Origin of the sequence: Neolewinella persica DSM 23188 (genome assembly GCF_000373105.1) — a bacterium.
In the GTDB taxonomy this organism is placed as follows: Bacteria; Bacteroidota; Bacteroidia; order Chitinophagales; family Saprospiraceae; genus Neolewinella; species Neolewinella persica.
The window spans coordinates 60,343-80,140 of the sequence record NZ_KB890422.1; the positions used below are offsets into that span (position 1 = coordinate 60,343).

The 19,798-nt window shown below is 51.7% G+C and carries 11 protein-coding genes; 3 read left to right on the forward strand and 8 right to left on the reverse strand.

Annotated elements, in window-relative coordinates; genetic code table 11:
- Window positions 1-98: 98 nt before the first annotated feature.
- A complete protein-coding gene (locus B036_RS0107610) occupies window positions 99-1,757 on the forward strand; it encodes a histidine kinase (RefSeq protein ID WP_020568102.1) in 1,659 nt (552 codons plus the stop codon).
- Here B036_RS0107610 and B036_RS0107615 read toward each other — a convergent pair.
- From B036_RS0107615 to B036_RS0107630, 4 genes are all read right to left on the reverse strand, one after another.
- Window positions 1,754-2,662, reverse strand: a complete 909-nt coding sequence (locus tag B036_RS0107615; RefSeq protein ID WP_020568103.1) for a transcription antitermination protein NusB — start codon at window positions 2,660-2,662, stop codon at window positions 1,754-1,756. The two genes, B036_RS0107610 and B036_RS0107615, sit on opposite strands and share 4 nt — an antisense overlap.
- Window positions 2,663-2,807: 145 nt before the next feature.
- Window positions 2,808-4,283 (reverse strand): DoxX family protein, encoded by a 1,476-nt coding sequence (locus B036_RS0107620; protein WP_020568104.1) that lies wholly within the window; start codon window positions 4,281-4,283, stop codon window positions 2,808-2,810.
- A gap of 207 nt (window positions 4,284-4,490) precedes the next feature.
- Window positions 4,491-5,246, reverse strand: a complete 756-nt coding sequence (locus tag B036_RS0107625; protein WP_020568105.1) for a DUF6438 domain-containing protein — start codon at window positions 5,244-5,246, stop codon at window positions 4,491-4,493.
- Window positions 5,247-5,480: 234 nt separating this feature from the next.
- Window positions 5,481-6,482: an OmpA/MotB family protein gene (locus B036_RS0107630; protein ID WP_020568106.1), complete on the reverse strand. Its 1,002-nt coding sequence runs from the start codon at window positions 6,480-6,482 to the stop codon at window positions 5,481-5,483.
- Window positions 6,483-6,576: 94 nt separating this feature from the next.
- Here B036_RS0107630 and B036_RS0107635 point away from each other — a divergent pair, with 94 nt between their 5' ends.
- Complete coding sequence (locus tag B036_RS0107635; protein ID WP_020568107.1) at window positions 6,577-7,200, forward strand: hypothetical protein; 624 nt, start codon at window positions 6,577-6,579, stop codon at window positions 7,198-7,200.
- A gap of 16 nt (window positions 7,201-7,216) precedes the next feature.
- Here the strand turns inward: B036_RS0107635 and B036_RS0107640 are convergent, their stop codons facing one another.
- From B036_RS0107640 to B036_RS0107660, 4 genes are all read right to left on the reverse strand, one after another.
- Entirely contained in the window at window positions 7,217-8,161 is a 945-nt protein-coding gene (locus tag B036_RS0107640) for a septal ring lytic transglycosylase RlpA family protein (protein ID WP_026231782.1), read from the reverse strand.
- Window positions 8,162-8,446: 285 nt separating this feature from the next.
- A complete protein-coding gene (locus B036_RS0107645; RefSeq protein WP_020568109.1) occupies window positions 8,447-14,380 on the reverse strand; it encodes a T9SS type B sorting domain-containing protein in 5,934 nt (1,977 codons plus the stop codon).
- 99 nt (window positions 14,381-14,479) lie between these two features.
- Window positions 14,480-15,442 carry a PorP/SprF family type IX secretion system membrane protein gene (locus B036_RS0107655; RefSeq protein ID WP_157472075.1) on the reverse strand — a complete coding sequence of 321 codons (963 nt, stop codon included), beginning with the start codon at window positions 15,440-15,442 and terminating at the stop codon, window positions 14,480-14,482.
- Between the two features lie 426 nt (window positions 15,443-15,868).
- Complete coding sequence (locus B036_RS0107660) at window positions 15,869-16,948, reverse strand: hypothetical protein (protein ID WP_020568111.1); 1,080 nt, start codon at window positions 16,946-16,948, stop codon at window positions 15,869-15,871.
- A gap of 325 nt (window positions 16,949-17,273) precedes the next feature.
- On the opposite strand from B036_RS0107660, the gene B036_RS0107665 reads away from it, so the two are divergent.
- On the forward strand, window positions 17,274-19,622 hold the full coding sequence (locus B036_RS0107665) for a vWA domain-containing protein (RefSeq protein ID WP_020568112.1): 2,349 nt from the start codon (window positions 17,274-17,276) through the stop codon (window positions 19,620-19,622).
- Window positions 19,623-19,798: the final 176 nt, after the last annotated feature.

Here is a 19,798-nt window from a genome sequence, read left to right on the forward strand (position 1 = left end):
AGGTCCAATTACCTCCTCGTCAAGGCATTCCTTGCCAACTGCACTCAGGGAGAGGCCAACGACATTTTTCGCTCCGGTAAGCAGCCTACCTTCGTAATATGAAACACTGCTGGCTGATGCTATTCGCTTTTTTTTGGTGTGGTTGTTCCTTCGCACTTCCCCCCGAGACTTTCAGGGTGGATATCCTTAAGTTTGAGCACCAGCTTGTGGGAGCGCCAGATTGGGAAACTGGCCCGCCTCGGTCGGTCGGTCATTTCCAGCTCAGGATCGAAGTGGAGGTAAATGGCAAGCCGGTTGCCTACAAACCCTACGGACTATTGATATCTATGCTGGCCAGCTCTGAAGCGTACTGGGACGGAAACAGTCTGGGAGCCAACGGTAGCGTAGGGCAATCGGCCGATACGGAAATTCCGGGCCAGCTTGATTATGTTTATTATTTGCCAGATTCATTACTTGCGCCGGGTAAACACTTACTGAATTTGGAGGTGTCAAATTTTCACGCCGACGGGAAAGTCAGGTTCTACGGTATTTTAGTCGCAGGTTATTTGGACCCGATTGTTAAGCCCATCATCACCGCCGCTTATCTGCACATCTACGCAGGTTGTTTCCTGATTATCGGCTTATACTTTGGATTCAGGTTTGTCACCAACCGTAAGGATTTCTCCTTACTGGTATTCGCGGCTACTTGCCTGTCCTTTTTTGCCTTGCTTATTATGGAGTACATTCGGAGTTATTACTTCTATCCCTACCCCTGGCACTTTCCCCGCTTGTGGACCATCCTTATCCTAAGCTATTTGATCAGTGCCTGCTTGCCGATCTTCTTTTCCATACGCTTTAGATTTAGGTGGTTGTATCTCGTGGTCATTGCCCAATTGGGCCTATTTGTTCTGTTGCTAACCTTCAATACTTACGGATTAGACCCCACAACAAATTTTGGAATGATCCTTGGCTTTGTACTCGCTTCAGGCATCTGTTTGTGGGCAGTTCTTACCCGGCAAAAAGGTGCGCGCCTTGCCTTCTTCGGCGTACTACCGGTAACCATAGCACTAATTGTCGGTTACAAAAATTACGACATGGTACTCTACGCAGGCTTTAGTTATTTGGTCCTGACCAGTATGGGGTCACTTGCGATAAAGGAGCGAAATGATCGCCAGGAGCGAGAGGAAGCCTTACTATTATCGAGTAGGTTGCGATTAGAGCTGCTTCAAAAAAGTATACAACCTCACTTCTTAATGAATTCAATCGCTTCGGCGATCGACTGGATCGAGGAACATCCACCAAAAGGTGTAGAATTGCTATTGTCCCTAAGCGAAGAATTTGACCTCTTGCTTGAGGTGTCTGAGCGCCAGCTGATCCCCATGGAGCAGGAGTTAGCGCTCTGCCGAGCCCATCTAAAAGTGATGGGATTCCGTAAACTCCAACAGTATGAATTGATTACTGAGAATTGCGATCCGGCAGACCACATTCCCCCTGCCATCATATTAACGCTAATTGAAAATGGCATCAGCCACCATTCCGGAGTGGTCCTAGAGGGGAGCAACGTAATCTTTCGTCTACGCCAGGAATCAACCGATTTTGGAAAGCTGTTCCGCTTTCTAGCCGTCGATGAGCAAGGGGTACCTACTGCTGAAAATATTGTGAAAGGTACTGGCCTGCGCTATGTCGAGGCTCGCCTGAAGGAAAGTTATGGGAATAATTGGAGCCTGAATTCCAGACCAGTATTGGAAGGTTGGGAGACTACCATCAGGATTACTTAGATCAATCCCTCCTTTTCCAGCGCCTTGCGCAAATTATCAAGCACGCCATTCACGAATTCCCGGCTTTTATCGGTAGAGTAAACTTTGGAAATATCGACGTATTCGTTCATCGTTACTTCTGGAGCAATTTTGGGAAATTGCAGAAACTCCCCCATCGCCATTTTTATGAGGATCATATCGATAATGGCTACACGCTCTGCATCCCAATTTTGAAGTACGGTCTTGATACGATCCAGTAACTGAACGTCGGCTTCAACGACGAACTTCAAAAGCGGTCGGCCAAAGTCTACAATGGCTTCGCTGTGTGCTTCGTAGGTCAGGTAAAAGTCCTGTTCGAGTGGCATCGCCTTCACCGTCTTTTTAATGGCGCCAACGATCAGGCTTTTGTCTCCTTTCCATAAAGGAAAGTGATCTTCGACCATATTGAGGAACAGCTCCTGCCCCTGCAACCACTTATACAATTTCAGCAATACGGCAACGGTTGGTTCCCTGCCCATATCGTCGGCGGCCTGGTAGACCTGGTGGTCTTCGGTTTGCAGAAATTCCCGGTAGAGGGATTGAATCTGATCGGCATCGACCATACCACGAATACCGTACTCATCGTATTTACGAGATAACTCCAGGTTATCGGAAAGCGAGCGGATGGCTAGGTTGTCGGCCAGGATAGACTTGAAGACTTTATCTTCATCCAAAGGCCGCAACTTCGCCCGGCGCGTGGCCAGGTCATGCTTAGCGTACTCACACACCCGTTGAATGATCAGCAAATTCAGCAGATAAAGCTGAAAGGAATTGCGTACGAATTGCAGCAACAGAGAATCGTAGGCCTTTGCGCTGACCAACTCTTGCCGCTGGGCGGCATAGAGGACCTGCATTATTTTGATGCGAACGTTGCGACGACTGAGCATAAACGGGCGAATTTTCAAGGGAGATGCCAGAAAGGCCTGCCTCCGGCTGCAAAGCAACGAAAAAGATTCGGGCTGAAGCGATTTTTTTGAGAATACTTGCTCGATTCAGCACCGTCTGAGGGACTGTCGACTATTGAACTACGTACTACCGTATTTCTTCCATCTCCTCAAAAGCTGGCAACCGGCTGTGGTGCCATTTACCGAGGATCACGCCATCTTTCATCAATACCACACCTGGATTGGACCGGATGATGGTCTTAAGCATGATGTCATCTCCCCGCCAGAAGGGGTAGTCCGCACCGATGTTTTTCCGGAAATCATCGATGGAAGCTTCGTCGTTGAATTTCGTCAGTCCTACCACCTTGTGGCCCGCTGCAAGGGCTTTGGTAGCCAGCGGCTGAATGTCTTCTTTCCAGTTATTCAGGTAACTGGATTTCCAATTGCCCTTTTCACCTTTGAGTTTGAAGGCAACGATGAGGAAGGTGTAGCCATCGTCTTCCAGCAAAGCAGGAATCGGGTCGTCTCCATTTGTATCTGACATCTCAAAATCACTGATCTTGGTTGGCTCAATGGACGGTTCAGATACTTTGGTGTCGTACGACCAATCGGTTTCAGGGTAGTCTTTATAGACTTTCAGAAATTCTTCCGTAGAAAGCTCTTTGACGGTACCATCCACCTTATTCGTCAGGATGTATCCCAGCGTGGTAACGGCTGAAGCGGCATCGGATTCAGCCTGTTTGACGGCAGCTACGTCAGTATTTACTTTGAACGGACGGAAATCCTGACCAGGTATGTTCCAAACATAATTGCTCATACAGTATACGAGGGTACCTACGGTCAGAATACCAATGATCACCAAGCGGGCGGTCTTTTCCTTTAGTTTACTTAGCTTCGGAAAGCCCAGACCATAGACTGCACTGGTAGCTACCGGGATGAAAGAACCCATCAGCAGACCTGCGGGCGCGGTAAGGACACCTGCTGCAATGGTGCTGGATTTAGCACTCAACTGATGCATGTTTTTTGTGAAGAAAAGAAAGATAAAGGCTGGAACCATCAGCGCTACATCCTTCATGAAGCTGGTGAATGGCTCCAGTTTCAGGAAGTCGCCAAAGCAACCACAGTCAGTCACCTTCATATTAGATTCCGCAAACGGAACCCAGTCTCCAAAGGAGAAGAAGTTAACGCCGGAAGGAACGTACCCCGTAAGGAAGGTAAAGCCGGTCAGAATGGTGAAGGAGACGACCAGGAGGAAGAACAGCCAGGAGGTCAGTTTGGGCCGGAAGCCAATGATGAGCGCAAGGCCAAGGATGATTTCCAGAACAATCATGAAAACGGAAAAGCTAACGCTGTATTCGGCAAGTATTGGGAAGACCGGTGCCATAAAGCCAAGAGCAGTATCTGCAAAGGTCGATTCAAACTCAGCGAAGTACTGTTCCATTTTGTAAGCTGTACCCAGTGGGTCAACTGCTTTCACGTAGCCAGAAAAAAGAAAGAGTGCCCCCGTCCAGTTCTGTAGGAAACTAAGGAGTAAACTGTCTTTGTGCTTGAGCACATAGTACGTGATGCCGGTCAGGACAAGCGCAGCGGCGGTGATCAGGAGCAGAATAGTGGTCAGCGTCATGTTGGATTCCTTTTCTAATAAGTTGCGAAGGTACTACACCTGAAATTGGCTTGTGTTCAGCTCAATGTCAACGGGTTGTTAAGTCACTACCTAGGTAGAGCAACTGCAATCGATAGACTGATCAATGGCACAACATGAGGCGCCCCGATAGCTATCGGGACAGGTGCAAAGAACGGTGGAGGAGACCTGGTCAGAATTAATCCGAGCCTATCTTGGTGATACTTGCTTGTTGAGTTGCGCCGAAACTACCGATTCATCCTTGCGCAGAAATTCCAGTAATTCGTCGCCGCCCATAATGTTAGGGTCTGCTGTGACCACATAGTAGGGGCTGTTGGGAGATATCCTGTTCTTTATTTTTACGTTTTGCTTGCCGTAGGCAATGACCCAGGTTTCGGCAACTACTCCGTCTTTTAGTTGAACGATGATCTCTTCCCGCTCCCGGTTACCCACCGGCACCGCAGTCTTGTCGGTAATGGTTTCAGAGACCTGACGGTAGCCTGATAGTTGTGATAATTTTATCATGGCCTGATCCAGGTCCTGCAGTTCTTTGGGGGCAACATCCTTGAAGGACGTCTGAAAAGCATTCCCTTCCGCATCATAATAAGTGAAACTTACGGTAGTGGCATCCGGGATCTCTCCCCGGAAACTTCTGGGGTAATTTTGGAAGTCGGCCCGTTGAAAACTGTCGAGTAAGGCTACGATACGCCTCCGGTCGATGTTCTTTTGCCAGGTCCCCGGCCGTTCCGTGAAGCGTTCCCCCTGGAACAACAGCAGACCGTTGTCATAAAGGTCCAGCGTATAAACCTCACAGCGCCCGTAACAGCTTCCCCGGTGATAGCTCACCCGAAGGTCGTATTTGTCCGCATTGCCCGCTTGGGGGCCAAGCAGTGCGCTCGGGTCACAACTGGTGATGGAAAATAGGGTGAAGAAAAGTAGCGGTAAAAGGAGGTAGGGGGATTTCATTGCTGGTGGTTCTTGGTTCAGGTTTCAGGTTCGCTTTGCTCAGGTTGCAGGTTGCAGGTTGCAGGTTGCAAGGAGGTGCCGGACTCGCTTCGCTCGTGTTGCAGTAGTTCGCTTCGCTCACGTTGCAGGGGGGGCTTCGTAGGTGACGAAGGAAATAGCGTTGCTTCCTGCAACAGCTGCAACAACTGGAACCCCTGCAACCTTTGCAACCTTTGCAACGGGAGCGTAGCGACCCTACTCTTCCACCGAGATCAAAATTTCCGTTCGCCGATTAGAAGCAAGGTCGCGCTGGGTAATGCCGTTAGTTACCGGGTCGTAAAAGCCTTTACCTCCAACGGTGATCTTGCGGGGAGACATGCCAAAATTGATCAATTGTTGCGCAATGTTGATCGCTTTGTCCGAGCTGTCTTCATAGGCACGAAGCGCGTTTGGGTTGCTACTGTCGGTATGACCGATCACCAGCACCTCCGCCGAAGATTGGCTGCGAAGAACGGCAGCAATACTACGGAGTAGATTTTGGCCATTGGGACTGACGGTAAATCCATCAGCGGACAGCATCGATTCGGCCAGGGTTACCCGTAGATTATCCGGAGCATCGTTGGTCAGCGAATAAGAGGTTGTCGGGTAAGCGGCGAGTATTTGGCTCAAGGAATTCTGTATTTCATTGACCCGAATCGCGGCATTCTGAGCATCAGATAGTCCACGGATGGCTGTGGTTCCATAAGCCTCCGGAGCCGCCGGGTTTGTACCATAAGACTGAGGAGCTCCGCCCCCTGCGGGGGCATAGTCACCTTCTATTCGCGCAATGGCCGCCTCCCGGGCCTGCAGGTCGATCTCAAGCTGGCGAAGCTCAGCCTCTCTTTCTGAGACCAACGTGGTACGTTCGGCCAGGCTTTGTTGTAACCCGCTCACTTCATTGCCCGTGTTGCTCAGCATCTCCTGGCTTTGTCCCAGTAGATCCTCATATCGCTCCTGAAGAGACTGGTAGCTTTGGTTCAGGGCCATGTTGGTCGCCGTAAGTGATTCCACCTGGCGGATGCGCTGGACAAGCTCATTCCCGTTGAGGTCAACCTCGTCGTATGAACTTATGGCGCGTTGGTCTGCCAGGCTGTCTGCCAGTGTCGACTGGTTACGGTAGTAGTTGCGCTCAGTTTCGAGCGCGGAGTATTGAGTGCGCGGCACGCACGAGACGGCGGCAAAAGCCACTACCATCAGGGGCAAAATCAGCTGTTTCATGGGTTGGTTGGTTTGTCTGTTTATGTTTTTTCGATTAATACGCCTAAAAGTAGGATAATTCAGCGAAGTTTGTCCCCTGATCAAAGTTAGTACCATGAACAAGTCTACCCACCTGCACCTGAATATTTGCCGGAATATGCTCAAATTGATGATTATTGCCGCTTGCCTCCTGGTCGTTTGGAGTTGTAATCAACCTGCGTCGAAAACAGGAAGTGACGGTATTGTGGTAGGTTCCATCAACAATAAACTTCCATTGCGGCAGGAAGATGGTGAAAAAGAAAAAGCTCCTCCCTCGCTTAAACTCAGGATGGGAGAGGCAAAAGTAGCTTCCGGAGGTACTGTTTGCCTGCCAGTGGAGGCCACCGGAATGACCAACCTCCTCGGCTTCCAGTTCACCATGCGCTACGACAGCGCCGCGCTGAAGTTCCAATCCTTCCGGGGGATGACCCTTCCTGGCTACGGTTCCTCTAATTTTGGAACCCGGTTTGCTGATCGGGGCTATCTCTCCACCCTCTGGTCTGATACGAGTGCCGGTATGGAAGGAGTGACCAGGCCTGCCGGCCATAAACTCTTTGAAGTTTGCTTCACGAATCTTCTGCCAAAAGGAAAGGAGGCTGAAGTCCGTTTTGCCGACGGGCCAACTTACTTTGAGGTCGTAGGACTTGATATGAAGCCCAGGCAGCTGGTATATGCCAATGGGAAGGTTGTTAGTAAATAGTCCGTAGTACTACCCACTACTTAATCGTTACCATAAAGCCCGGAATCTTATACCTCGTCTTCAGGTCTGAGGAGTACCGTTGTGCGCTCTTTTCCGTCTCGAATGGACCAAGAATAACTTTGTAGACGGAGCCTGGGCCGGTACTCAATCGTTCAATCAGGATATTGTCGAACCATTTGCTCTGTAACTCGGTCACTTTATCCATTGCGCCTTCCAGGTCTTTGAAGCTTCCCACCTGAACGCCATATTTACCACCAGTGGGCTTAAGCAGGGCGATTTTGTAGGTGCCGGGAGCGAAGGTAGCCGTCCGAACGAGTTGTTCGCTGCTTACGGGTAAAGCCTTTACTTGAGAAGCGCTGGTGGTTACCGTCGGCGTAGGGGAAGACTGTGCTACAGGAGGGGAGGTAGCCTTAGGAGCTTCCTTAACAGGAGCAGGCGCGGCCGCAGGTGCAGGGCGAGGTTCAGTAATAACCGGCTGACGCTCGGCCGGCGTAGGGGCCGGTTCGTTCACTATGGGATTATTGGCTACTTCCAGGGCTTTTTCCCGAGCTTCCTCTTCAGCAGTGCTGGTGGTCGTGACGGCCCGAGCTGGCTGATCCGGCGTTGAAAGCAAAGTTAGTTCGACCTGAACGGTTGATTTTCCTATCATTCCGAGGTTGGCAGCAGCACGTTCGCTAAGTTCAATGAGCCGGCCAGGAATGAAGGGACCTTTGTCGATGATGCGAACGTTAACGGTTTTTCCGTTTTCCATGTTCTCCACCTTTACCACGCTATTTTGCGGGAATACCCGGTGGGCGGCAACAAGTTCATTTTTGTCGTAGATCACCCCGTAGGCCGTCTCTGCGCCCTGGTACTGGTTACTGTAGTAGCTGGCCAGTCCGTTCTCTTTATCTCCAACTAATTGGGCGGTCAATAGGGGAGAGGTAAGGCAGAAAAAAGTGAGTATCAGTATAATTCTCATTGATAGGTTTTTGTGTAGTTAGAGTGAAAACGCCCCGGAGGGAGGGTTTAGTTCGTTAACAAATGGGCTTGTACATACGTAGAAGTACGTTTTGGCCTTCTGGTGGATGTAGAGGCGTAGAAGTATATGCGTTGCATTCCAGCAATTGTACTTCCGTAGAAGTACGGGGTGGGCCTAACACTGCTCCTGGAATTCCGCCCCTTGCACCCGCGTCCCCGCCCAAAAAAAGTCCGGCAACCTATCAAGGCTGCCGGACTGTAACTGGAGGTTATTTTCATACAGGGGTTACCGTACAACGGTAACGTCTCCCCGGATGATGTCTCCTTCGCCCACGTTTAGGCGCAGGATATAGTAATAAGTGCCTTCAGGAACCATCGTGCCTGAGTTACTTACACCTTCCCAGTCATTGTTGTATGGCTTGGCCTCGTAGATGATGTCGCCCCAACGGTTGAATATGATGATCTCATTGTCGGGGAACTCGTCTGGCCGAAGCTCAAGTAAAGTGAAGATGAACCGGTCGTTCATACCGTCACCGTTCGGGCTGATGGCATTATAGACTTCGGGGGTAACACCACTTGGGTCGGCCCGAATAGTGAGGGTTGCCTGACTACAAAGATCAGGACAAGTAACACTACAAACTTCGTAGTCAACGGTGGTGATGCCCTCCGTGCCAAGTGCAGCTTCGAAGGTGACATCCCCATTAAGGTTAATAATGATCGTTCCGAATTCTGGTTCCGTCAGCAGGTTGACCGTTACCGGACCAGTACGCTGATCGTTGGCCAGCAGGTTGACCGAACCAATATTGTCGTTACCGACAATTTCCAGCAAGTCGTCATTGGCAACCGGTGTTTCTTCCGGTCCGACGCGGACGGTGTCGGCACTGTAATTTTCGCAGCCTAATCCGGAAGAGAGGGTCCAGACAAGAGACAAGCCATCTCCGATCTCCGTAATGGTGGCGGTGCTTTCTTCAGCGGTCCATACAGAGCCTTCATCGTTGAAGGCCGTCCATTCGCCACTGGTTCCCGGAGGAAGATTGCCTTCTACCAGAATGGGAGGTCCACAGGCTGTGAAATCGGCCGGTAGCATGGCCGAAACCTGCTCGTTCAGCATTACGGTTGTGGAGGAAGTATCAGAACAACCGTTAGCAAGGTTGGTGACGATCAGTTGGTATGTACCAGGACCGCTAACGAATGGGCGGGGGGTGTTCTCTCCGCTTACGACCTCGCCGCCATCCGTCGCACTCCAGTCGTACAGGATTCCAGGCAGAGGACCAGGTGTACTACTCGTTCCATCTAGCTGTGGCATCTCTCCACATTCTATTTCAATGGGGTCACCAGCCTGGGCAAACGGGGTGTCTGTAGCAGCCTCAACCGTAACGGTATCCCGGACAACACAACCTGAAGCATCCGTAACGGACAACTCGTAATCACCGGGCCCATCAACAGAAACGATGAGGGAGCCGGTTGGTGGGGTAATGTTATTGCCATCGAAGCTGGTCCATACGATGTCTTCTGCCGAAGCATTGTTGAGCTCCGTGTCAGAGGCATCAATGGTAATGGTTGAGTTATTACAATCGAAGCTGTCGGGCGTCATGATGGCCAGCGTTGCAATGCTGTCGATGAGGTCTTCCACGCGAATCACTACGGTTTCGACACAACTTGTCGTTGGGTTGATGATAACGGCGTTGTAAGTACCGCCTTTGGTAACCGTAATACGGTTTGTATCCATCGGAAGGGCGGGGATGCTAGGAGGCGGTCCTGACCACTGAATATCATAATCATTGGGCTGGTCAAGAATGTTTATGCCAATCACTGTGGAGCGGTTCTCACAATCCAGGGTCATGCCTTCAACGGCTTCAACTCGTGGGAATACTCTGGAATCGGTGACGGTCACGTCACGGGAATTGATACAACCATTTGCCTGGTTGGTAATGGTCAGTCGGTAAACACCGGCGGTACGAACGATCAAAGTATCGTTGCCTTGCGAGCTTGGTTCTTCTCCGTCCATAACTACCGACCAGACGTAGGAAAACTCGTTGCCGCGGGAAGAGCCAGCCGCATCAACGATGGCGGGACCACCCTCACAGGAGATGTCAAGCGAATTCTGGCGGAAGGTGACCAAAGGTGGCGTTGCGGCATCGTCAATTACGAGCACGGAATCAACGGCCGTACAACCTGTAGCCGGGTTGGTAATGCTGACCATGTGCATTCCGGGAACACCGGTACGGACACTGGTCATGGTACCGATTTCTTCGTTGCTGGGGTTGAGCCAACGGACGTCGTAGGTGCTAACGTCATCTCCGGTAATTCGAAGGCCAACCGTAGTTGGCGCACAGCCAAGGCCGCGTATGGTATCGGCTAATTCATAGGTCGGGAAGCCAGTTGGAGCAGAAACAACTATGGAATCTACGCCTACACATCCGGTGCCATCGTCGGTTACTTCAAGGTAGTAGGTGCCTGGTTGGCTCACTACGATAGAGAGCGCAGCGCCCATGGGGACATCAGCACCGTTCAGTACCCACTTTGGCGAAAGTGCCGCTCCTGGCCGGAGACTTTCTGCACTGCCGGTAAGCCGGAGGTCGTCCACACAAGTAAGGACTGTATTCATCCCGGCTTCAACGGTTGGAAGAAGACCTTCACCTACAACAACGGTCGCACTGTCTCGGCAAACACCATTAGAAACAATCACCTTATAGGTGCCAGGACGGGTAACGCGTGGCTCCGCCACACTCAGGTCGGTGATGACCACCCGGCCATCGGCCGAACTCCAGGAGTAACGGGTATCGGGACCGACATTCTCGTAGGCAATCGTCAGCTGGGTCGTGTCAGGTTCACAGTTGATCGTCAGCTCCGTTGGGAAGGAGATCTCAGGTACGCCGCGGCTGGGGACGACGATGACGGTGTCAGAACGGCTACAGCCAGTAACGCTGTTGGTGATGTCTACCACGAAGGTTCCTAAAACATCGGTAGCGTAGGTTGGGCCAGCACTGAGTACGGTGGCATCGCCAGATTCTGTCCAGGTATAGACCACGTCATCTTCTGCCGGGCCGATGCTTAGCATTACCGGGCTGCCGTCGCAATTCAGGGCGGCTTCAGTAGGCAGTACACTGTTGGGGAGGTTGTTTTCGTCCCGGACGAGCACCATGTCTTCTTGTGAACACATTACGGTAGTGAAGGTAACTTCGAGGACGTAGCGTCCTGGCTCCATGACTGTAATGTCACGAGTGTCACCTACGGTATCAAGCGGAGTACCGTCTAGCGCTACTCGTGTCCATTGGTACGCAACATTGCCGCCTTCGCTGGAGCCTAAGCCTGAAAGAAGTGCGCCGGTGCCGTTACAGTCCAGGCCAAGGTCGTCTCCTGCCATGGCAATCGGATTCATACCCGGCTCAATAATGAGCGTATCCCTGGCGGTACAACCAGCAGCACTGGTTACCTCAGCAATGTAAGTACCAGGGTCATTAACGGAGGTAACCAGGTTACCGTCTCCGCTGATGTCGCCATTGCTTACCCGTCGGGTGCTTACACCGTCCGGTAGAACGATGAAAAGTTCCCAGGTTTCACCGGTATTGTTCCGGCCGCTGATTACTGCGGTAGGGTTATCACCACAGGAAAGCATACCGTCGTCGCCGGCATTGGCAACGGCAGCGTTGGCTGGGTCTACACCAACCTCAATGGCTCCTTCGATCCTTAGTCCATCCTCGTTATAAATGATGTAGTTGACCATGCCAGGTAAGAGGCCACCCACCGAGCCGTTATTACCAAATCGGATGGGTTGGTCTGTCCGTATAGTAATGGTCTCCGTGTTGTCGGCCCGGGGGGCTGTTTCGAAGATAATCATGCCGTCGTCTGTATCGTCGCAGCTGGCGGGAACGGAAGAAATACTGAGCAGGATCAGCCGGTCTTCCAGGCAGATCTCGCCAGTGCGGTATACAATACTACCGGGGCCGGTAGCAGTGGTGGTGGCAGGATCTGCGGCGTCTGTGGGAGTCACCTCCAGGCAACCGTCTTCGACACCGGTATCGAAACATATTTCGAAAACCAGGACGGTGTTCTGGTCCGCAATATTGGTGCCGCCTGGGCTGGCGGAAGACCAATTGAGGTCAATCCGTCCGATGCCTGCGTTGGTGTCATCAAAATCAGCGACGGTAAGGCCCGGCCAATTACTTCCGGTCAGATTTATCGAACTGTAGGTCAACCTTGAAGGAGAGAAGTTGAAGGAAGTGGCCACCCGTACCACATCGGTGAAACGGGTAACGCTGACGGGAACACAGACCTGATCGCTGACGAAGCCGGTAGCGTCACCTACGATGAGGCCGAACCCGTTGGGGAACAGTACACAAGCTTCACCATTCAGAGCTTCTACGTTGACGGAGTTGCCTCCGCTTCCAGTAGTAACTACCGTAGAGGGGATAAAGGCTGCGACGCCCAGTTCGACACAGTCTCCTGGGGTCGCGTCGTCAGTAGCCCGATAGCACATGGAGCCAATGGAACCGCCATCTGGTATGGTAATGGAATCACCGTTTCCGGTGTAGGTGAGCTGGACCAAGCCAGAACCGGGCAATTCTGTGGCAGCAATTCCGGGGAGTGAGGGAACAAAGCTACGGAAGTCAAAATCACCCAACGGCAGGAAAACATAGATGGAGAAATCTGTAACGGCGGTAAAACCATCTACCGTAACGTCAAAGCAAATATCCTCTGTGCTGCTAAAGCCAACGTCCGGGAAGGATACGGCCACACCATCAGGTTGCTGAACGGTGATGGCACAGTTGGTAGGGTTGAGACCATCGAAGAATCCGTCGGTAGATTCGATCTGGTTCCTGAAGTCTGAAACGACAACGGGGCTGGTGCCACCGAAGCCGATGGCGTTGAAACACGCGGCGAAGACGACATCACCTTCCGCCAGTGTTACGCGGCTTGCACCGTTGGCCGCCCAGTCAAAAGAAATAACTCCGTTTCCTGCCTGCAAAAAGTCAAAATCGGTATTTTCATCGATCAACATAGCCGGATTACGCTGATCGATGTTGACGAACTCCAGTACAGAAGGGTCAAAATTGATCAGGTAATCAATGTCCGTCATGTTGACGAAGTCCGTACCTGCCCTGAATTGGACACATACTTCGGTGTCGCCGAAGTTGACCGCGACATCAGGGCAATCGACCACTACGTCGAAACCGGTAGGGTTACAATCGTCGATGATGAAGCGGAAACCATCTCCAATGAAAGGAATACTGGCGAGGGTGACATTTTCACCGTTAACGTCCGCTGGGCGGAACCGCATATTCGGATTGGTAACAACGTCACCTGGAACGATGTCCGTTAAGTCACTGCAATCTCCAACGATTTCAAAACAAACCGTGAAGAGCGTTCCTCCATCAGGAATGGTGTAAGGGATGTCTGGAAAGGCATTCCATACCGCGTATACGCTGGAACCCCGGAACAGGTTGAAGTTGAAGTTGCTGATTCTGGCAAATTCCGGGTTAATTGTGGTCGAGGTAGCGCGAATCACCGTACTGTCAAACTGAATACCGAACTGCATTCCTTTGAGGTCTTCAAAGCCAGACTCTACGTTTACGTCCACACAATAAGTGTCTCCTGGCTGGAAGTTGCCAGACACTTCCGGGATGGTCAGGATAAGTGGTTTTACACCAATAGTGACCGATCCATCTATCCAGCCGGGAAAGGCGTCATTACCAGTATTACATTGGGGCGGCTTGTTGAAAACAATGGGAACGGCATTACTTGGCTGCCCGGGAGGGTTTGTGTTCGGCTTGTTAAAAAAGCTTACTGGGTGGTTGGAGGCTACCGGTCCGGAAACATCGAAGCAAATTTCAAACAGGACCTCCCCGTCATCAAGGGTTACGGTTCCCGCAGCATCCCGACAGTTTTGACCGTTGAGGTAGTTCCCCCATTCTACGGTAATGAGGCCGTCGCCCGCAAAACTGAAATCGAAATCATCCATTCCGAGGAACGGAACATTAGTCGGTGATGGAATCACTACCCGGTCGAAAGTGAGCGCGCCACCATCTTCCGGTTTTTCCCACTGAATGGCAAAACTGAATTCAACTCCCGAAGAAAAGTTGATGGCCGTAATGGGCAAACAGATATTTGTTCCTGAGTCCGCTTCAGTATTCGGTAAAATAAAGGTGGTGGAGTTGGACGTCTGGGCAAAAGCGGTTGCACCGCAAAGTAAGCCTAAGACAAGGTATAAGTACCGCATGGGTAAAGAGCTTAAAATATAGAACGTGGGATGTGAGAATGATGTAGGAGCTTCTGGAGGCTAGGAGCTGGGAACTAGTTGCTAGCTCCTGGCTTCTGATTAGCGCGCCAGCGCTACGGCAATTTGCAGCTCGTGGGTGCCACCAACGCTGGGGCCGAAGCTGCTGAAGGAATAGTCGTAACCATAGCCAATGCGGAAATTTGTGTCGGCATTATAAGACTGACCGACGTTAATCCCCGCTTCAAAGTGAAAGTTGCCGGCAGAGCTAAGGCCCATGCCCATGTATGGCGCACTTGGCAACTGGTAGCGAACGGTAACATCAGCATTGAGAGGCGCTCCCTCAACGTACTTCACCCAGCTGCTGACTTCCAGCCAGCTATCATCGCCAGTAAACCAGTACCAGCCGGCCATACCGTAGTAGTGGCGAACACGCTGAATGTCGAAATCTCCATTGTCATTCTGGAAAGTAAGGTCAAAGCCAAGCATTTGAGGGATAGACACGCCACCGTAGAGCAGGTGATCGTTACCAACATAATTGTAGGCATAAATCCCCAGCCCAATGTCGGGATGGCTCTGGCTTTGGTCTACACCCGTAATCGGATCTCCGATATCACGGACCATGAGCTCGCTACTTCGTACACGGTAGCCTACATAGCCAGCTGAAAGGGCTACGCTGATGCCCGCATACTCTGGGTTGCTACCGATCACGGTACCGACCCTGCCGTAAATACCAGTGAAACCCGTTGGGCCGGTCTGGTCGTTCAGCAGGTAACCGCCCGCAGTAAAGGTGGCGCCACTGCGATCATTGTCGATGTAGGAAAAACGAATAGATTGTGTCTCCGGGGTGTTTTCCTGCCCCGCCCACTGGCGGCGATAGTTGGCACCGAAGGACAAATTGTAGTCACCTTCCGAAGTAAGGAAGTCACTCTCCATAGCGGCCGGATTAATCAGCGTAGCGTTTTCCCGGTACTGTGTGAAAAGAGATAGTTGTTGTGCAAAGAGGGTGTTGCCGCTGATCAGGGCAAGCACGAACCCAAGACCAAGGAGTCGGGTGTACTTCATAAACAATTTTTTTTCGACCCGCAAAAGGCCGGTCATGGGATTACGTAATGAATAAAATCGACTGGCTCGTTTCGTTGTAAAAAACGAATTGAACCCTCCGCTATTGTTAGTCGGTCGTTCGGTGTTTATAACCTTATTTCCTTTCCGGTTAAATGAACCGTGGAGCACCGGGAGAAGGTAGTACCACACGTAATCGCTAAAGTCCCACAAAAATACTACCAATTCTTGCTTTTAAAGGTTAAGGTTTAGCTCGTTTAGGGAGCGGTGGGCATTTGGCCGGGGGCGGGAGGTAGTTGGGAGTCACAAAGTCAACGGGTCAAGCGGGCACCTAGTCAAAGAGTCACCTAGTCACGGAGTAAGTGAGTCAAACGGTTAGTGCGGTAGGGGTGTCTGACTGTTTGGCTCGCTGACTCCCTGACGATTTGACTACTTACAGGCTTCCACCTTCCGTTGATAAGCCTGTAAGTGAACATACTTCATTTTACCCACCTCCTGTCGTTGGCGGGCGATGGCGAGTTTCCGTTCTGTACGGTCCCGAACGTAGTGCATCTCCTGTCGGTGCCTGCGGCGGAGGTCCTTTAGATCCCCGCGTTGTTCTTTTCGGAGTTGCCGCCCTGCTGCCCGGCAGTTGATGGGCCCGGAGCGGTAATCGACGGCTGTAATGGTGATTGTTTCCGTATCGATGGAGCGCCAAACATTGTAGGCACAGTAGGGCTTTTGGCGCAACCCTCTCTCATTAGTGCGTTGCAGCGTTTGTTCGGTGATGTAGCTGCAAATGCCGGGCCAGGTCGTTAGCCGTTCATCGGCAAATACTTCCTGCAGGGCGTAGAGGACCTCGCTGAAAAAGATGCCACCATCCCTGCTTAGAAAAGTCTCGTACTCCCGGTCCGAACTGACCAGGTCAATGACTTTGGTGTAGCCCGGCTGGTCGCTGAATAAAGTATGGTAGGGGCGTTCTTGTGCGGGGACGGAGGCAAGGCGGCTTCCGGTGGGACCAGTGTCCTGCGGCTGTCCGGGGGCCAGGTGTCGGTCGGTCTGAACGGAATTGCAGGCGATAACCAGATTGATCAGCAAACTGGGGTTCTTTTCCAGTAGGCGGACTCGAAGTTCATCGCCATCCATCGCACTATCGTATCCATTGAAATAGAATTTCGGGAACTGGGTGGCGCTGCCAGATTCTCGGAACCCGTGGCCGGTATAGACGAATATAATAATGTCGCGTTCCTGGTAGGCCAGTTGATAATCTACCACGAAGTCAAGCGCTTCCTTGTTAAAGTGCTGACCACTAAGGTGGTAGTAATGGACGTCAGAGATGCCAAGTGCCTTCTGCATCCGGTCTACTTCGCGCTGTACGCCGTAGTCAATGCTCCGCGCACCTTCACGGATCAGGTAGGTCGGGCTGTTGTTGTCCAGCATCTGAATGACGTGGATGTGCCGGGTCTCGGCGTGCAAAACGGTAAAAAAGGAGGTGCATAAGCACAGGAGAAGCAGGCTCCGCAATTGCATGAGTTGGGGTTTATCAAGTATTTGAATATGGAAAGGGCGGGGAAGCGGAATTGAAACGGAAACCCGTTGGGTTGTAGTATGAGACAGGCTTTTTTTAGGCGCGGACGCAGGTGCAGTGGGGGAGTGAATGGGTGAATTGTTGAATGGGAGAATGGCTGCCGTACGCACCGTTCGCGTCGCTGCACTTGCTCACCCTGGCGAACAAGCGAAGCGCGGTGAGTGGTAACAGCGGTAGCCATTCTCTAATTCTCTCATGCACTAATCTAGCGTTCCGTAACTTGGCACCATAAAGGTTTCTCAACCAAAAACCTGACACCTTTTCCCAATGCACAACCTAACCACCCTCCAGCTACAAAAATGGGCTGATCTCCAGGAACAGCATCTTGTCCGTGGCAACTCAATACTCGAGATGCCAGACATTGATCAGTGGTTTGTACTTATGGCTTATGACCTGAAGGAACAAATAGCCCGGGAGCATAAAGCGGCTTTTAAACGGGGAGAAACGGGGTATAAATTAAAAACTAAGGCGGGTAAAGGATGGTATGGGTTCATCATGCCAATTGATGAGATCGATCGTATTGGTATTGACGTACTGCGCCGGGAGATCGAAGTACTTACCCGCTATCGGGAAAACTTTAAATGGGGGAACTATCTCCAGCGAGTGGCTGACGGTGCCAAGGGAGAGGATCTCCCTGCGGTACTCGTTGGCCTGTGGCAATATATATGGTCCTATACGGCATTATTGGCGGCAGCCCGTCGGGATCACGCAGAAATGCGGCCGCTTTTCCGACAGTTGCCGGGAACACTGACGTTCTCCCACCGGCTACCTTCAGAACAATGCCTGGAATTGTTGTTGCTGCTCTGCCGTCGGCCTTACGGAGAGCACTGGGACGAGAGCGTGTTCGATCGCCTGCTCGCGCAGGCGCACCCGGAAGTCCGGACCTTCATGCACCAACACCGGATGGTGCTGGAGGCAGGCCTGGCCAATAATATGTCAGAAAGATCGGCCGCTGCGGAGACCGATTTCTACGAATGCTGCCGGGCGGATATTTCTCGGGTAGGCGTACAGGAAATGCTTGATGATGCGGCGGGTTCAGGCTTGCATCAACGGCTCCCCAGCTACCTGCGGGAAATCTATTATCCCGGAACGGGGAAAAGTGTGGCCGACCGGGTACGGTCTTTAGCCGGAAGCTTGTCTTTTATGCGTCGCCTGCTCCCATCTTCCTCCACTGCACCTGCGGCCGCGCCTGATTATGCCCTTACCTGGCATCCTTTGGCAGCGGAGGACAGAACCAATTGGTACGAGCTGAAGGACGTGGAGTTTATGGCTGCCAGTAAGGAGTTGCGTCCTGATGAATCCAGGGTGCTGCACCGTTGGGAAGCCTACCTGGGCAGCATTCTCAATCACCTGACGGCACCTGTTTTTCGCTGGGAGGCCACTGAAGACGGACGAATATTGCCGGCCTGGAATCTCCCTTCTCCGGCAATCACCCTGGCTGCCTGGAAGCAATCCAACCAGCGACTGGAACTCGAGGAGGAGGAAATGGAAAAACTCGAAAAATGGTTGGTCCACTTGGCGAGAGTCCCTTCCTTGTCGGGCTTAAAGCGTTTTTTAGAGAAAGCACCGGCCTTTCGTTCCCCACTAGTTGCGCGCCGGTGGCGCCAGGCCCGGCAACAACACCGGAACACCCTGAACAACCGGGGGAAATACCGTACACAACGGATGCGTGAATTTGGCCTGTTGAACTCGGAAGAAAGCGAGTTCAGGAAAGGGCTCTGGCTCGACGAGATGTTAAAGGTTGAGGAAGAAGTTCGCCCTTATATGGCCTACGTACGAAAAGCTTTCCAGGCGGCATTACCCATCGGGAGTACCATCGAATTTGACCCTTACCGCCATCGACACGACGGTATCGAATTTGATCCGGAGACGGTCCAAGACCAAGACAAATGGTTGCGGGGAGATGTAATGAAGACCCTGCGGAGCAAGCGGAATTTTGCGCCCATTACCCAGGTCAATACCTTTTGCCTCGATTATTCCCGTTCCATGACCCATGAACTGATGCGGGACCTGTTTAAGGTTGTTTTTTTGCTGGTCATGGGGTTGGAAGGGCGTCGCTCTTACGATGCTATCCACTTCTTTGGCTCGGACTTTTACGAGGTTGTTGGGTTTAATGACGGGCAGTCATTTACCAACCGTTCTGTGCTGTTCCGTGTATTACGAAACATCTCCGAAGTGCATACACACCGGGTAATTTACGGCGGGGTAGGCGGTACGAATATTAGTGCTGGCGTTGATAAAAGTCATGAAAAGCTGAAGACCTTCACGGAGGAACTATCACGTAATCATCCCGAAATGAATTTCGTCAGTTCCTTGTTTGTTCTCACGGATGGGCAGCCCACCATTGGAATCTACGATTTGGAGGAACTTGGCGCGTTCATAGAAGGCAAACGCCGCGACGGAGATATTGCCATTAAGGGTATTTACCTGAAACCGCCACAGGATACCTCCGATTTTATGACGCGGATCTTTGGCGCGGAGCACGCGGTGGAAGCAACGACCTTTGACGAGACGGTACGTACGTTTGTTCACGTTATGGCCCGGACGTATAAAGCACAACGGAAGTCGTTTCGGGCGGCGGAAAAACGGCAACGAATGTTGGGGCGTAGGGAATGATGAGATTTTCCTGGTTGCTTTATTGGGGATTATTTGGCGGGGACGCGGGTGCTGGGGGAGTTTTTTGAGCAAGGTAGGTAGGGCAAAAAGTACTTCCGTAGAAGTACGGGTTGGTTACTCCGTCGCCTGCTCTGGCAAAAAGTACTTCCGTAGAAGTACGGGTTGGTTACTCCGTC

What these genes read in the sequence shown, in the direction of transcription:
- B036_RS0107610 (WP_020568102.1), top strand. Translation starts at nt 99, where the DNA reads ATGAAACACTGCTGGCTGATGCTATTCGCTTTTTTTTGGTGTGGTTGT.
- B036_RS0107660 (WP_020568111.1), bottom strand. Translation starts at nt 16,948, where the DNA reads ATGCAATTGCGGAGCCTGCTTCTCCTGTGCTTATGCACCTCCTTTTTT.
- B036_RS0107630 (WP_020568106.1), bottom strand. Translation starts at nt 6,482, where the DNA reads ATGAAACAGCTGATTTTGCCCCTGATGGTAGTGGCTTTTGCCGCCGTC.
- B036_RS0107635 (WP_020568107.1), top strand. Translation starts at nt 6,577, where the DNA reads ATGAACAAGTCTACCCACCTGCACCTGAATATTTGCCGGAATATGCTC.
- B036_RS0107655 (WP_157472075.1), bottom strand. Translation starts at nt 15,442, where the DNA reads ATGAAGTACACCCGACTCCTTGGTCTTGGGTTCGTGCTTGCCCTGATC.
- B036_RS0107665 (WP_020568112.1), top strand. Translation starts at nt 17,274, where the DNA reads ATGCACAACCTAACCACCCTCCAGCTACAAAAATGGGCTGATCTCCAG.
- B036_RS0107620 (WP_020568104.1), bottom strand. Translation starts at nt 4,283, where the DNA reads ATGACGCTGACCACTATTCTGCTCCTGATCACCGCCGCTGCGCTTGTC.
- B036_RS0107625 (WP_020568105.1), bottom strand. Translation starts at nt 5,246, where the DNA reads ATGAAATCCCCCTACCTCCTTTTACCGCTACTTTTCTTCACCCTATTT.
- B036_RS0107640 (WP_026231782.1), bottom strand. Translation starts at nt 8,161, where the DNA reads ATGAGAATTATACTGATACTCACTTTTTTCTGCCTTACCTCTCCCCTA.
- B036_RS0107615 (WP_020568103.1), bottom strand. Translation starts at nt 2,662, where the DNA reads ATGCTCAGTCGTCGCAACGTTCGCATCAAAATAATGCAGGTCCTCTAT.
- B036_RS0107645 (WP_020568109.1), bottom strand. Translation starts at nt 14,380, where the DNA reads ATGCGGTACTTATACCTTGTCTTAGGCTTACTTTGCGGTGCAACCGCT.